The organism is Ruminiclostridium cellobioparum subsp. termitidis CT1112, assembly GCF_000350485.1.
Classification (GTDB): domain Bacteria; phylum Bacillota; class Clostridia; order Acetivibrionales; family DSM-1351; genus Ruminiclostridium; species Ruminiclostridium termitidis.
In genome coordinates, this window is sequence record NZ_AORV01000052.1 from 1 (window position 1) to 15,090 (window position 15,090).

The 15,090-nt window shown below is 43.1% G+C and carries 13 protein-coding genes; 1 reads left to right on the forward strand and 12 read right to left on the reverse strand.

The genetic code is table 11. The features are described 5' to 3' along the window. Window positions 1-267 precede the first annotated feature (267 nt). The 4 genes from CTER_RS18450 to CTER_RS18465 all read right to left on the reverse strand — a co-directional run bounded on the left by CTER_RS18450 (window position 268) and on the right by CTER_RS18465 (window position 4,277). Window positions 268-915: a hypothetical protein gene (locus CTER_RS18450; protein ID WP_004628163.1), complete on the reverse strand. Its 648-nt coding sequence runs from the start codon at window positions 913-915 to the stop codon at window positions 268-270. Window positions 916-1,036: 121 nt separating this feature from the next. After that, complete coding sequence (locus tag CTER_RS18455) at window positions 1,037-1,258, reverse strand: WYL domain-containing protein (RefSeq protein WP_004628173.1); 222 nt, start codon at window positions 1,256-1,258, stop codon at window positions 1,037-1,039. Between the two features lie 68 nt (window positions 1,259-1,326). Continuing rightward, window positions 1,327-2,082: an AIM24 family protein gene (locus CTER_RS18460; protein ID WP_004628157.1), complete on the reverse strand. Its 756-nt coding sequence runs from the start codon at window positions 2,080-2,082 to the stop codon at window positions 1,327-1,329. 128 nt (window positions 2,083-2,210) lie between these two features. Continuing rightward, complete coding sequence (locus tag CTER_RS18465) at window positions 2,211-4,277, reverse strand: glycoside hydrolase family 31 protein (RefSeq protein WP_004628131.1); 2,067 nt, start codon at window positions 4,275-4,277, stop codon at window positions 2,211-2,213. A 378-nt stretch (window positions 4,278-4,655) separates the two neighbouring features. Between CTER_RS18465 and CTER_RS18470 the strand changes: the two genes are divergently transcribed. Continuing rightward, entirely contained in the window at window positions 4,656-5,531 is an 876-nt protein-coding gene (locus CTER_RS18470) for an AraC family transcriptional regulator (protein WP_004628121.1), read from the forward strand. A 10-nt stretch (window positions 5,532-5,541) separates the two neighbouring features. On the opposite strand, the gene CTER_RS18475 is transcribed toward CTER_RS18470, so the two are convergent. From CTER_RS18475 to CTER_RS18510, 8 genes are all read right to left on the reverse strand, one after another. Beyond that, on the reverse strand, window positions 5,542-6,300 hold the full coding sequence (locus tag CTER_RS18475; protein WP_004628165.1) for a hypothetical protein: 759 nt from the start codon (window positions 6,298-6,300) through the stop codon (window positions 5,542-5,544). A 25-nt stretch (window positions 6,301-6,325) separates the two neighbouring features. After that, entirely contained in the window at window positions 6,326-8,329 is a 2,004-nt protein-coding gene (locus CTER_RS18480) for a glycoside hydrolase family 31 protein (protein WP_004628200.1), read from the reverse strand. 42 nt (window positions 8,330-8,371) lie between these two features. After that, entirely contained in the window at window positions 8,372-9,256 is an 885-nt protein-coding gene (locus tag CTER_RS18485; protein ID WP_004628117.1) for a carbohydrate ABC transporter permease, read from the reverse strand. Window positions 9,257-9,271: 15 nt separating this feature from the next. Further along, window positions 9,272-10,174, reverse strand: a complete 903-nt coding sequence (locus CTER_RS18490) for an ABC transporter permease (RefSeq protein ID WP_004628132.1) — start codon at window positions 10,172-10,174, stop codon at window positions 9,272-9,274. Between the two features lie 93 nt (window positions 10,175-10,267). Then, window positions 10,268-12,001, reverse strand: a complete 1,734-nt coding sequence (locus CTER_RS18495; RefSeq protein ID WP_004628175.1) for a type 2 periplasmic-binding domain-containing protein — start codon at window positions 11,999-12,001, stop codon at window positions 10,268-10,270. 153 nt (window positions 12,002-12,154) lie between these two features. Further along, complete coding sequence (locus CTER_RS18500; RefSeq protein WP_004628183.1) at window positions 12,155-13,228, reverse strand: response regulator transcription factor; 1,074 nt, start codon at window positions 13,226-13,228, stop codon at window positions 12,155-12,157. Then, window positions 13,221-13,526, reverse strand: coding sequence for a sensor histidine kinase (locus tag CTER_RS18505; RefSeq protein ID WP_341349544.1), 306 nt, complete (start codon window positions 13,524-13,526; stop codon window positions 13,221-13,223). Before CTER_RS18505 ends, CTER_RS18500 begins: the two co-directional genes overlap by 8 nt. Then, window positions 13,507-14,973 carry a sensor histidine kinase gene (locus tag CTER_RS18510; RefSeq protein WP_040761621.1) on the reverse strand — a complete coding sequence of 489 codons (1,467 nt, stop codon included), beginning with the start codon at window positions 14,971-14,973 and terminating at the stop codon, window positions 13,507-13,509. The genes CTER_RS18505 and CTER_RS18510 overlap by 20 nt, the downstream gene beginning before the upstream one ends. Between the last annotated feature and the right edge of the window lie 117 nt (window positions 14,974-15,090).

Sequence of the window (15,090 nt, forward strand, 5' to 3'; positions counted from 1 at the left end):
GGCAGGTTTCATTACATCAATTTCCTGGGGCTTTGTTATAGTAATCACCAACTTTCAAATATTAGAAATGCAAAATTTATTCCATTTATAACATTCCAAGGAAGCCGGTGTTTAATACTTAAAAGATTTGTTATTTTTAACTCTGGCAGTATTGAGAGATAATTTGACCAGCATAGCGGGTTAATTAATAAGAAATGTGTAACAGAAAAAATAAAAAACCGGATACCTGTCATTTGTTAAGGTATCCGGAGTACTATTGATAAACAATCATAAAACAACATTTATATGCTTTTTAGCCTTGATTTTCCTGTTTCTGCTTTTAGCCAATGCCGCTTCTTCAATCTCCTGCTTCATTCTGTTGCGTCTTCTGCGGGCAGCTACTTCTGCGGCGGCAATACCGAATTCCCTTGACTCCTTGAGATCCCTGTCGATATCCTCCAGCTTCTGAACAAGCTTATCTCCGTGAGCCTTGCCTTCAGCCGAAATCCCTCCTGACAAAGTAACCGAAACTCCCGGTCCGACCATGGTTCTCATTTCACGGGCTTTTCCGTCGGCCGAAAGTAATTTGTTGAAACTGTACCTGTAAAGCACACCTTCATGCCTGGCCAGAATTTTTTCCCTCTCCCGCAGATTCTTTGCCGCGGCTTCCTCTCTTTTCAATCTTTCCAGTTCCAGCTTTCGGGTTTTTTCCTCATAGATTTCCGCCTGTATCTGCCGGTCAATCTCACCCAATTCCATAAGAACCTGCTTTATATCACCGGTATTTTTATCACCTTCACTGGGATTCCCAGCCACAGGCGTATTCCGATCCATTCTTTTTAACAAGGCTTCCCGTCTTTCTCTCAGCGTGTCCAAAGAATTCTTAGGCCGCATTATGGATAACAGGTCATTCAAACTCTTTTGATCTATATTCATGATATCTCACTCCAACATTTATTATTTATTGCCTTTTACTAAATATCGGAATATTTATTAAATAATTAACAGCTTACTTAAAAACATTTATTGCTGCTTCCTGCATTGTATCTGCATGCTGCTATTTGGCTATTTTATAGCCATTTTGACTAAAGGAGGCCGACAATATATTTTTAATTTTAAAAATCCTGTTTTGATTTCTCAGGAAGCAGAAAGCCTTGACATTACCATTATTAATTTCAAATACCTTTATATTTCTTTCGGTAATTTCATCATCCTTCATATAAATAATGGTTATGGGCTGGTTGCGTTCAAGTGAAGCTTTAAGAAAATAATTCACCATAAATATCACCTGCTTAATATGATACTTATATCATATACCGAACATACGTTCGTGTCAAGAGTGAATTATCAGCATACAGGAGCCAGCAATACCCTTCCTGTTCCACGGTACACATTGACAAACCCTTCGCCTGAAACAGCCGAACCAATCAGGCTTTTACTTGACTTTTCAACTCTGAAATCAAGAGTATCCGACCATGCTATTGCATAATTTCCATCAATTCTCAGTTCATCATTTTCCAGAACAAATTCCATAAGCTCATCCCTGGGTACCGGACTCTCAAGCACTGCAACCCCGTTTCCTCTGAGACATAAGTTGAATAGGCCTTCCTTTCCCAAAACAGCCGAGGACAGATTTGATCTTGCAACTACTGTTTGATGTATTCCGGATTCACATGCAAGAAAAAGACCGTCATCCAGTACCAGGCCGCCCCAGTCGGATACCTCTTCCAGCAGGATATGCCTGTATGTGGGTTCCAGCATTAAAAAGCCGTTACCCTGATATTTGGGTTTTATAGCCGATTCTTTTGTTACTTTGGAGGACAGGGCTTTCCCCAACAGGTCACCCAAACCCTTGACATCGGCAGCCATGCTGACCGCACCTGCAGTCCACTGCATAGCTCCGGCGCTTATGGTATACGCACTGTTGTTCAGTTCAATCAAGACCTGTCTCTTTCTTACGTTCATTTCGGATGCATAGTACATAGCCATTGCATTAGCCGCATTTACGCTGATATCCTTTTTGTATTCCAGTACCTTGACAGCCCCCTTGCTTTCAATCACCTCAATATTTTTGTTCTCAAAGAGATTTTTACATGTAACCATTGTTTACCCCCTGCTTTACTTATTATGCGTCATATGATGCCGTTTAGTGAATAAAATCATTAATATTTTCACTAAATCCATATAATATATCGGTATAATCTCTCTTTGACATAATAATTTGAAGGAAATCAATAAATCGGATAATGCTTTTCAGCCCTCACAAACAGAGGTATTTCATTTAACGGTGCGTCAACGGTAACAGTTTGACCGCCTTCAAATACTTCACCTGTTTTTGCATTTTTCCAGGCCTGCTTTTCAGGCAGGTAAACCTCACGGCTTCTCTGTCCCGGCTCAAATACGGGAGCTACCAGGATATCAGGTCCGAACATGTACTGCGATCCGGTATTCCAGCATTGTGCATCCTCAGGGAATTCATAGAACATGGTCCTCATTACAGGTGTGCCTTTAATATGTGCTTCCTTCATACATTCCCTTATATATGGACGCAATCTTTCCCGCATAAATATGTAGTTTTTCATAATTTCATAATTCTCTTCGCCATAGCTCCATATTTCATTTGAACTGCCCGAAGACATCTGGGCAACTCCGTCAATGACTGCCTGTTCGAGCTTAATGTAAGGAACACGTTCTCCATGAAGGCGGAATACCGGTGAAAACACCCCGAACGCAAACCAGCGGAGCAGTAATTCGTGGAAATTTTTGTCCTCCACAAAGCCCCCTAAAAAGCCCCCGATATCGGTGGTCCACCATGGAATTCCCGCAATACCCATATTAAGACCAATTTGCAGCTGCTCTCTCATAGCCCTGAAGGTGGAGGATACATCCCCGGACCATACCAGTGCTCCATAGCGCTGACTTCCGGCCCATGCCGAACGGACCAGATTGCATATGTTTTTTTGACCCTCTGCCGTCATACCGTCGAAATAACCTTTTGCATACATAGCAGGATAAATATTCGTGCACTGCAGCGCGGGACCCTGATGATATCTGTATAGATCAAAATCATACGGGCCATACTCGGGTTCTGCTTCGTCCAGCCAGAAAATCCTGACACCCTTGTCATAATAATTCTTTTTGCAAACCTGCCACACATAATCTCTTGCCTCCGGATGTGTCGCATCAAAAAATACAGTTTCACCCATCCAGTTCATATTTATGTTCATACCTCTGTCGGAAGAGATCAGGTACCCGCTTGAAGCCATCTCCGGATAGTTTTCCGACTTGCTGTCAATTGTAGGCCAAACCGATACCATAAGTTCCATGCCCAGTTCCTTTAATTCGGTAATCATCGCATCGGGATCGGGCCAATCCCTGGGCTCGAATTTGAAGTCCCCCTGTTTGGTCCAGTGGAAGAAATCTATAACAATAACATCAACGGGAACACCGCGGCGTTTATACTCCCTGGCCACATTCAACAGCTCCTCCTGTGTACGGTATCTGAGCTTGCACTGCCAGAAGCCCATCCCGTATTCTGGCATCATGGGTGCCTTTCCTGCCGCATTGGCATATTGTTCTTCAATTTGAGCCGGAGTTTTGCCTGCTGTTATAAAATAGTCCAGCTTCCTCGTGCTTCTGGCGGTCCATTCTGTGCGGTTGGTGCCGAAGGTAACTGTTCCGACGGCAGGATTGTTCCACAGAAAGCCGTACCCGCGGCTTGACAGCATAAAGGGAACACTGGCCTGACAGTTGCGGTGTGCCAGCTCCAAAGCGGCACCTTTTTTGTCTAAAACTTTTTCCTGGTACTGTCCCATACCAAATATCTTTTCATCCTCATATGCTTCAAACCGCATTGTCAGGGTATAATCGCTTGTTCCGGTGACAGGTTTCATTTCCCTTGCTTCGACACGAAGCGGAACACAGTATCTGTCAATGCGGTTTCTGTCACGCCAGTACTCTTCAAGCAGTATTTTCCCCTCACTGTTTTTGAAGGTCAGCCAGCCTTCGGCGTTAAAACAGGCTGTAATCTCACCGTTTTGAATTGATGCAATCTGGCTTTTGAATGCTCTTTCCCCCTTTTCAGACTCATCGACCCAGGGTTCCACCAGTTCGACATCTTCAATAACAATGGTGGTTTCCACAACTTCAGGGGCATCTACAAGTGCCCAATCATTTGGGTCCATAATCGCTTCTTTTGTCATCCTGACACGCAGGGAATTTTGTCCCCAGGGTTCCACCCATATGGTTTCAACACCAGCCCTGCCAATCAGGCGATTTCCGTTTTGCGTAAATTTCATATTAACCTCCATGAGCCACATTTGTGGCCACAAAATGTAATGAAAACCTATATCCCTTATCGCAATGTGCGAATAAAGGAGGTTAATTGGCCATGTGCGCTTTCAAAGTATTGCTAAAATACTTTGAATATTTCGCACGGCCATAAATTCACAGGTTAGTTTGGAAGACGAGTGCAGCGAAGTCTTTCAAGCTAACCTCCCAAGCCATACTATGGCTTTGAGCCGCATTGCGGCCACAAAATAGTAATGAATATTATTCACACTTAATGCTATAATTGTATTATATTCATTATTCAGTCCCCATACTTTAAGTAAATTGACCATTATTAACACAATATTGCTAGAAAACTGAAATGAGATCTGAAAAGAGGAGATAAATTGAAAGCAAAAATACTGTTAAAAGAAAAAGTTACCCATGGTACGGCTTTACTTCCGGTTGCAATACACCATTTAAGCTATGGTCCCAATGAGGATATTTTCTTTTACCTTCACTGGCACTATGAATTTGAGTTTATTGCAGTACTTGAAGGCGCAGTTGTTTATACGGTGGAAGAGCAGGAATATTGCATAATGGCGGGAGAAGGACTTTTCGTGCATTCAAATGAGCTGCATGCGGCAAGGGCCTGTAACGGCATGCCCTGCGAGGCATGTGTTGTTCTGTTCCATCCCAGCCTGTTCGGTGAAAACAAGCAGGGTACGGCATATTCAAAATTTGTTTATCCCATCCTTAACGGTAAAATGATATTTGAGAAGCATTTTAAATCAAGACAATGGCAGCAATCAGTAATTGAACGTATTACTGAAATAGACGCTATGAGAAATGAAAATATTACGGAAAATGAATTGTTATTGAAGAGCAAGCTGTTTGAAATATGGCATCTGTGCTTTAAAAATTCAACCTCCGAAGCCCCTCACCGTCAAGGCAGAAGGAACTACAAGCTGGAAAGGATGCAGCCGGTATTGGATTTTATTCATTTAAATTACAGGGAAGACATTGCTCTCAGGGACCTGGCCCGAATCATACCAATGAGTGAAGGCCAATTTTGTCATGCCTTTAAGGAGGTTGTGAATACACCGCCCATTGCATATGTAATCCGTTACAGGATATTGCAAAGCTGCACCCTTCTGATGGATACCGATAGAAAAATAGCTGATATTGCCAAAAGTGTAGGCTTTAACAATATCAGCTATTTCAACAGAGAATTTATAAAGGCCATAGGCTGTCCGCCCGGCAAATACAGAAGTGAAGGCTGAGGTCATCCGGTCATCTCCCAACCCGCATCAATTCGTCAACGGCGGAATTCAGGCCTCCGGGTTTTACAGCTGCCATTACCGGAGTACTGCTGAAGCGCTCATCTGGAGCTATAATTTTCTGCCATCCTGAATGGCAACCGGGCTCTCCCGCCCTTAGATAAAAGGTTTCACTATATTCTCCGAATTCCCAATGCCATAGGCTGTTATCACAACTTTGAAAACATAAGCCTTCTGGTTCTTTTCCGTGCACCAGCAAACCCAGGCCATTTTTTACATAATCGGGAAACAGGCATAAATGCGGCTTTTCACCGAATGATTTTAATTTACAGCTTTTAGGCCAGTGCAGGTGCAGGGATGAGATATATTTCAAAATGCTTGACCGGGTCCCTCCGTTATAGACCTCGCTCCAGCACCTGACCGCAGAAATATCATTATAGAATTGAAAATGCAGTGTTATTTCAAGAGCTTTTTCTTCATCAATTGTGACAAACTCAATTTTTCTCCCCGTCGGGTTCCTCATATCGGTATGATAACAGTAACACAGACCGTTATTATGTATCAGGCCATTAATCCTTTTAGTTTTTTGTTCTTCGTAGTATTCAGCTTCTGATACCACAAACTCCACCGGATTAAAATTTCTATAATCAAAGTCATTAAATTCCAGATTTCCGTAGGGCAGTGCCGAAAAATACAACAGGCTGAGACAATGCTCCGCGGAGACCGAGAAGACCATATATATCCCATTTTCACAAAACGTAATGTATTCCATTTTATCAACCCTTTGTTTTAAACAGTTATTTGAAGGATATTTCGGTTAAAGCCCCTTCACGGAAAAATACCGGAATAACGTCTATGGGCGCGCTGGAAGTGAAAGTTTGCCCTCCCTCATGGATTTCTCCCGTATTAAGATTACGCCAGCGGCAGCCCTTTGGCAGGTACACCGCCCTGCTTCTTTGACCCTCGTACAGGACGGGGCATACAATAATATCATCTCCAAAGCAGAATTCATCATTAATATTCCATGTATCCATATCCTCCGGAAAATTATAAAACAGGGTACGCATTACAGGTGTACCTTTTTCATGAGCCTGTTTCATGGTATTTGCAATATAAGGTCTGAGGCTTTCACGGAGTCTCATGTATTTCCTGCAGATTGTATAAACCTCTTCACCATAAGACCAGACCTCGTTTTCGGCCCCGCTTGGAGTAGCTCCCCCGCCTGTGGTACCCAATGGTTTCTTATGGGGCTCCCTGTCACCATGCAAGCGGAAAACAGGACAAAAAGCGCCGAACTGGAACCAGCGTACAAGGCATTCCTTGAATTGGGGATCGTTTATATTCCCCCCGTGGAAGCCTCCTATGTCTGTGGTCCACCAGGGTATACCGGCAATACCCATATTCAAACCTGCTGCCAGCTGATATCGCAGAGAACGAAAGCTGGAGTCTATATCTCCAGACCAGACCAGCGCACCGTAACGTTGGGAACCGGCCCATGCACAACGCACCAGGTTAAGTATATTTTTCTGTCCTTCTGAGTTCATACCTTTATATGCCATTTCAGAATAACAGCGCGGATAAAGGTTGCCGATTTCCAGATCAGCTCCCCGCTGATAACGGTAATGGCTGAATTCATATTTTGTAAATTCGGGTTCGGCTTCATCCAGCCAGAAAACTTTGATGCCGTATTTATAGTAATTTTCCTTTATTTTTGACCAGACATACTCCCTGGCATCAGGGTTTGTCATATCCACAAAACACATGTTTCCCAGCTGATTCATTCTAGAACCTGCTTCAGTACGGGTCAGATAACCCAGTTCCTTCATTTCCTCATAATTGACACTTCCCCGCTCCACTGTAGGCCAGATCGAAACCATAAGCTCAATACCCATTTCTTTCAGTTCCCTGACCATGGCTGCAGGATCGGGCCAATACTCCGGATCGAAACACCAGTCTCCCTGGTGCGGCCAGTGGAAGTAATCAATGACAATAACCGAGATGGGCAGATCACGTTTTTTATATTCCCGGGCAATACCCATCAGTTCTTCCTGGGTCTGATAACGGAGTTTGCACTGCCAGAAGCCGGTTCCGTAATCCGGCATCATTGGCACCTTGCCTGCCGCGTCTGCATAGGCTTCCTCTATTTCGGCGGGAGTATCTTCGGCGGTTATCCAGTAATCCATTTGTTTTGTGGACCCCGAATACCATTCGGTCAGATTTTTCCCAAAGGTGACTTTTCCTATGGCAGGGTTGTTCCACAGCAAACCATAACCACGGCTTGAAAGCACAAACGGTACGCTGGCCTGGGAATTTCTCTGGGCCAGTTCAAGAATGCAGCCTTTGAGTTCCAGATCAGGCTGCTGATACTGTCCCATACCGTATAATTTTTCATCCTTTGCTTCAAAACGTACCCACAGCTTGTAGTTATCGGTCCCTGATATTGGAACAAAAGTACGGGGCAATATTTCCAGGGCGCTGTTGAAGCCCTCATCATCGGCACGGAAGCGGTTACGGTCATATTCCTCCAGAAGCAGCTCACCTTTTTGATTATAAAATCCAAGTTTTCCCGACGGGAATACTTCACAGCGAAGCTTTCCATTTATAATGGATGCACGGTTCCCATTTATGGATATTTGAGCAGGTATTTCATCAGGCTCCGGAAGAAGTGCAAAATCTTCATTCGGCAGTATATCCGGCTGGAGAGAAGCACGGACACGGAAACTGTTTTCTCCCCAGGGTTCAATACAAAGCAATTCTGCATCCGATCTGCGAAGCAGCCTGTTATTTTCTTGTCTGAGCATATTCGTTATCTCCTTTTGCAACTAATATTCCTGAAAATAATACTATTCTTTAACCGCCCCCAGCATTATTCCGGTTACAAAGTATTTTTGTAAAAACGGATAAACAACCAGCATGGGGATCATGGCAATAAATACCTTTGCCGCATCCAGGGACTTGTTTGAAAGTTCATTCATCAGTTTGGCCTGATCAGGGGACATACTGGCAGCCTGGACATTTACCACCATTTGCTGGATATATGTTTGCAGCGGGTAATGCTTGTCACCGCTGGAAAGCACCAGTCCCTGAAAAAACTCATTCCAGTAACCCACACTTGTAAATAGTACAATGGTAGCCAATACCGGCTTGGAGCAGGGTACCACAATTCCGAAAAGGATTTTCCAGGGTCCTGCGCCATCCACAACCGCAGCCTCCTCCAGATCCTGAGGCAAATTGCGAAAAAAATTCATTATTAGGATGAGGTTAAACACCGGCAGACCGCCGCAGAGAACCAATCCCCAGATATTATCGATCATTTTATAATTAACCATGGTCATGTACCATGGGATAGTACCGCCGTTAAACACCATACAGAATATTACCACCCACATAAGTATATTGCGCGGCTTATACTGTTCCTTTGTCTTTGAGAGCGGATAGCCCATCAAAATCATTACAAGCATGGATACAACGGTTCCAAGACCTGCTCTCTGGATTGACACCCAGAACGAATGAAAAAACTTCCAGTCCCCCATGATCTCGGTATAGGACCTCAGTGAAAATCCTACGGGATACAGTGTTACCATACCTGAGTTTGAAGCCACCTTTGACGATATGGAGAGACAGAAAGCATACCAGATAGGATATAGACAGCTAAGTGTCAAAACTGCCATCAATATATACAAAAAAACCTTAAAAATCTTTGAACCCAGGGTTTTACTCTGAACCATTCAAATTCTCCCTCCCTAAAATATTTTGTAATCTGCCAGCTTATAAGCAGCCCAGTAGGAAACAACAATCATGATGAAGCTGATGGCAGACTTGAATAAACCGGCAGTGGTTGCCAAGGAAAATTGAAGATTGACAAGACCAATACGGTAAACCCATGTATCCAATATGTCACCGGTTGAATAAACCATTGGGTTATAAAGGTTGTATATCTGGTCAAACCCTGCGTTAAGCACATTACCCAGACCCAGGACTCCCAGAAGTACAATTGTTCCCGTAATACCGGGGATGGTAATATACCATATGGATTTCCACTTGCTGCAGCCGTCAATGGTAGCAGCTTCGTAAAGATTCGGGTTTATGCCTGTAAGTGCTGCCAGAAAAATTACTGCATTAAAGCCAAACTCTTTCCATACATCCGTCCCGATAACCAATTGGCGGAAATAAGAGGCCATACTGAACCAGATAACCGGTTTGCCACCAAATATTCCTGTAATTTGATTGACAATTCCGTCCAGACTGAAGATATTCAATATAACACTGGCAAGAATAACCCAGGATAGAAAATGAGGCAGATATACCGCTGTCTGCACAAACTTTTTATACCTCATATTTGTAACCTCGTTCAAAAGCAAAGCAAATGCCAGCGGAATTACAATATTCAATACAACCTTCGAGCATGCAATAATCAAGGTGTTGATTATTACACGCTGTGCATCGCTCATGGAAAACAAATATTTGAAGTTTTCAAGGCCCACACCGGGAGATTTCCATAACCCCAGCCCCGGGTTGTAATTTTTAAACGCCATCACAACACCTGTCATTGGAACAATGTTAAATAATATCATCCAGAGAACACCTGGTATAACCATAATTGAGTAATGGGTCTGCAGCTTTAAAGAAGACATTCTCTTGTTCAAAATTTTCACTCCTCATTCATATACAAACAGCTGTTCATGCACTTCTTCAAGCAGAACAGCTGTCTGTGGGATAGATCAGTAATTACCGGTTAACTATTTTTTTGAATCCATTTCCTTTTGCACCTCGGCAAGTATTTCAGCTCCGCCTTCATTGTTCCACTTTTTAACATACTCATCGAAAGTACTGGTGCTGTCCTTACCTGTAATAATTTTCAGAGACATTTCCTTCTCGGCGGTCTCCAGGTTTGCCCATTTGGCTTCCATAGCAGGAGTCTGGCTGTAAACCTCGCTGTAGATCAATTTATCCGGTGTAGCCAATGCAGTGGGGCGGGCACCTATAAGTATTGAATACAGGCGGGCAAAATCAGGACTGTTGACGTCAAAATTCGAGATTGAAAGCTGCTTCTCCTTTGAATAGTCCTTTACCACTGTTGTTACATTCTTAGCATCATTATACAGAAGCTTGTAAGGACTTGAAGGATCGTTGAAATCTTCGGCCTTTGCTTCACCGTCAAGAACCTTTATCAGACTTTTATATGAAGTTTCACATTCATCCAGAGCACCCATGGAATTCCTCAGGGGATACCAGTATATGGAGGTATTCTGACTTCCCAGCTTGTTTTCATCACGGACCCAAATGTTATTTATAATGACAGCCGCTTTCGCAATATCTTCTGAAATATTCTTGTTGAAAATAGTATAGGAAGCAACGGGGCACTGCATACGTGTATACCATTTACCGTCATCGGCCTTTACAGGGTATGCCTGCCAATTTGCACCGGGGGTTTTCTTGTAAGCATCGGTAGTACCATAGCCAATGGACCACCATGCACAGAAGTACATACCAACATTGCCCGAGTTAACCAACTCGGTTGAACTGTCACGGACACCCATTTCAGGATCGATCAGGCCCTGCTTGTACCAGTCGGCCAGCCGTTCGAGAGCTTTTTTGCTGTTTTCGGTATTGGTTCCATATACCGCCTTGCCGCTTCCGTCCTTGATCCAGTACCCCGGATAGGCATCATAAGCTGCAAATACAGGTTCAAAACCTGCGAACATAACACCGGCCTGCAGGAAGTTTGTATATACCGAGCTCTTCTTATCCGGTCCGGCTATTGGAATAGTAGAGTTTCCTGCGGGTTTTTTCTCCTTGAATACCTTTGCCACCGCTTCAATTTCGTCAATGGTTGTAGGGGCTTTGAGATTGTACTTATCAAGCCAGTCCTGACGGATGTTAAGCATGGACTGTCCTGACGGAGCAACGTCCACCCCAACCATACTGAGCTGTTTTCCGTTATATTTTGCATATTCATAGGCAATACCGTCACCGGAATCCATGATGGCCTTTACCTGTGGAGAGACATACTTTGGGAATATCTCTGTGAAATCATACAGCATACCGGATTTGGCTGCGCTTAAAAATGCCTTGCGGTCAACCTGCATGCCGTCAGGCAAGGTATTGCTGGCTATACAAAGGTTAACCTTCTGATTGTAATCGTTACCTGTAGCAGCTGACCAGTCTACGACAATTTCAATATTAAAGTTGTCCTTCAGATAGCGGGTAAACACGTTATCTTCATTTGTATCACCCTCCGGGAACTTCTGGGTCGGGTAAGCCTGCTGGCCGACGTGAATAGTTACCGGCTTGTCAAACTTCATGAACGGGTCAGTCTTTTCATCTGCTGCTGCCGTACTGCCGGAAGATGAGACGGCAGTACCGGTGCCTGCAGCTCCGGAATCATTACTGCTGCCACAGCCTGCGAAAACAGAAGTCAGCATGGCAGAAGCCACTATAAATGCACCAAGCTTTTTGTAAAACGTAGACATCTAAATTCCTCCTTGAACCTTTTTTTTATGGCAAGTAAAGGATAACAAAAAAAGTATGGGGGAACAACTTGGATTTGTACCATTTGCACAAAACAGATATTCAGTTTTAACAGTTTTTTGTAGGAATTTAATATATGATTGACCTAAATCCTGTTAATAATCCTCATCCTTTTTTAATTTGGAGGACATTTGTTTTATGTATTCAGAACAATTGACCCCTGTCTGTGTCAGGAAAATATGTGAAAAATACTTACTGTCTTCATAACCAACGGCTTCTGCCACCTCTGACGGTTTTACCTTCCGCTGCTGAAGCAATTTTTTTGCAAGCTCCACTCTTTCATAACGGACAAAATCATTAAAAGTATAGCCCGTAACATTTTTAAAGCTGGTAGAGAAATAACTGCGGCTCATATTTACTTTCTGGGCAACCGTTTCTACTTTCAGGCGTTCGGTAAGATGTTCCTTTATGTACTTAACAGCGTACAGCATACATACCGGGAGAACAGAAAAATCCGTGATGCTGTCAATTATCCCATACAAATTCTCATAACAGCCGGTTAGCCAGTCCACCCCTTCAGATTTCTTTGAAAGAAACGGTACCCTGTTGGTAAATTGAAATACTCTTTCAATCTCCTGGGAAATCAGCATAAGCAGCCTCTCCATCTGCCTCAGACTGATGGGTGACTTGACCACCTCATCCACTTTTTGTATAAACAGGCCTTCATCATAAACCCACCGGCAGCCCTGCCATGAGGCAAGCATTTTTTCAAACTGCTCGGGCTCAAAGCCTTCCGGGTTTATAACTGTTAACTCTTCAGCCTCAATCGTGGCATGGGATATTTCATCAGTTTTACCCATGATTTTTCCTATCCTCTGAAAGATTTCGGTGCAATCCTCTTCTTCCATTCTGAGCTTGGATATATAATCCAGCGCCCCCAGCCGAAGAGCACTCTGTACATACTCAAAATCCTCATGAAAGCTTAAGGCAACATATTGCAGTTTCGGGTAGGTTTTACGGCTTTCCCTTATAAAATCCAGTCCGCTTAATACAGGCATGGAAAGATCCACAACAGCAAGATCCACTTCCTGCGTCTTAAGAAAATTCAGTCCAAGCAAACCGTTTGCAACATCCCCCACAACAGTCATTCCGCATTTTTCCCATGGCACCATTGAAATCAGGCCTTTTCGTGCCAATTTGTCATCGTCAATGATCAGTACCTTATACATATGGCTCGTTTCCTTTCCGGACAGGCAATAACAGAGTTACGACCGTCCCTTCCTCAGGCTCGCTTTTTATATTTAGCTTCGCATCACTTCCATAGAAGGAAAGCAGACTCATCTCCACATACCTGAGACCAATACCCTTGTTTAAACTACCTGCCGTCTGCATATCATTCCGGTACCCTTCAGGATTAAACCCATGTCCGTCATCCTTTATGGATATCATGACATAGTTTTCGTTTTCAAGCCCGATTTCAATCCATAAGTTGCCGAATTCGTTGATATTATGGCATACGGCACTCAGCCAGGGGCTGCATTATAAAACGCGCGCAGGGAGCGTCAAGATAATCCCCCTCTTCAATGTTGAGCCAGACTTCGAAATCATATCTTTCCTTTTGAAGTTCAAGATACAGCTTCAAATATTTAAGTTCTGTCCGGAATGTGGCTTTTGCATTTGTCTTTCCAAGGCTGTAGCCAAGTATATAATTTAATTTATATATGAACCTTTCAATTACAGGCTGCTTATTTATGGTTGCCATGCAGTGGACAGAATGCAGTACATTCATTAGAAAATGAGGATTGATCTGATAATAGAGTTTGTCTATTTCCAGCTGCTGTTTTTCCTTTTCCTGCTGACGCACATTCTCCAAAAGCTGTACAACCTCCTGTTTCATGTCATCAAATCTATTGAAAAGATTGTCAAATTCATCAATCTGAAATGAATGCTTTCCCGGAACAATATTGCCTTTTCCAACCTCCAGCATATCGCGCCCAAGGATTTGCAGGGGCCGGTAAATCAAGTGGACCAGCAAAAACCCGGTAATTGACACAAGTATCACCGCGGCGATAAAAACAAAGAAGACACTTAACTGCCAGGAATTCATCTGCTGGTGATAGCTGGTTTCTGGTACCAGCAGTACATTGTTAAAACCAAACTTGCTAACGGCCGAAAGATATGTGAACTCGCCGATTGCTTGAACAGTACCGTTTTTGGCATTCTTATCCACATTGATTGAGTCTCCGGCCTTGAATGCATCACTGCTGCTGAAACATATCCGGCCGTTATTATCAACCTGCAGCAAATCATATGACACCTTACGGATTTGTGAAAGGGATTGGATGTTTTTTTTCGCACCCGTAAAAATTTCCCCATAGATAAGATAATCCTTGTCATCACTGAAACGCACCCTGCGGGTAAGAGAAACCACATCCTTTGACGACGAATAATTAAGACTCCTATGTATTGAATTCAGACTTATTGTATTTGTTTGAACAATCGTACCCAATTTCATAGGATTTGAATTTTCTTTAACAGGCAAACTGAAAAACAACATTTTTTCGGGTTTATCCACTGCCGTGCCGTCGCTGAAGTAACCGACAAGAGATATGTTTTCATGGCTGAACAGCATGGTATTTATATCGCTTGTGATTCTCCCCGATATTTCTATACGTTCATATCCGCCGCTTTGAGTGACATAATTGTTGACCAGCCTGCCAACGCTGCCCTCAAGTGACATCTGCTGCGACAGCTGCACCAAAGTATAGTAGTCCGAGTCAATTTGCCCGGTCAGTTGAAGCAGATCAGCCTGCATTGTGGTCTCTATCCGGTTTTTTTCAGCTGCCTGCAAGGATATATAGGATACCGATACTACCAGTAAAAAGCATAATATCATACATACACTCAGAATCAAGCTCATCCTCTGCCTCAAAGTACGGATGTGAAACATGGATTTCTTACCCTTTTCATTCATTGTAACTGCTCCTTACATTGATTTTGATAAAAAATTCCAAGTAAATTAATATAAACATTACCAAATTTATAAATATCTTAAAGAGTCATATGTGTAATTTAAATTTTAGCCTGTTAG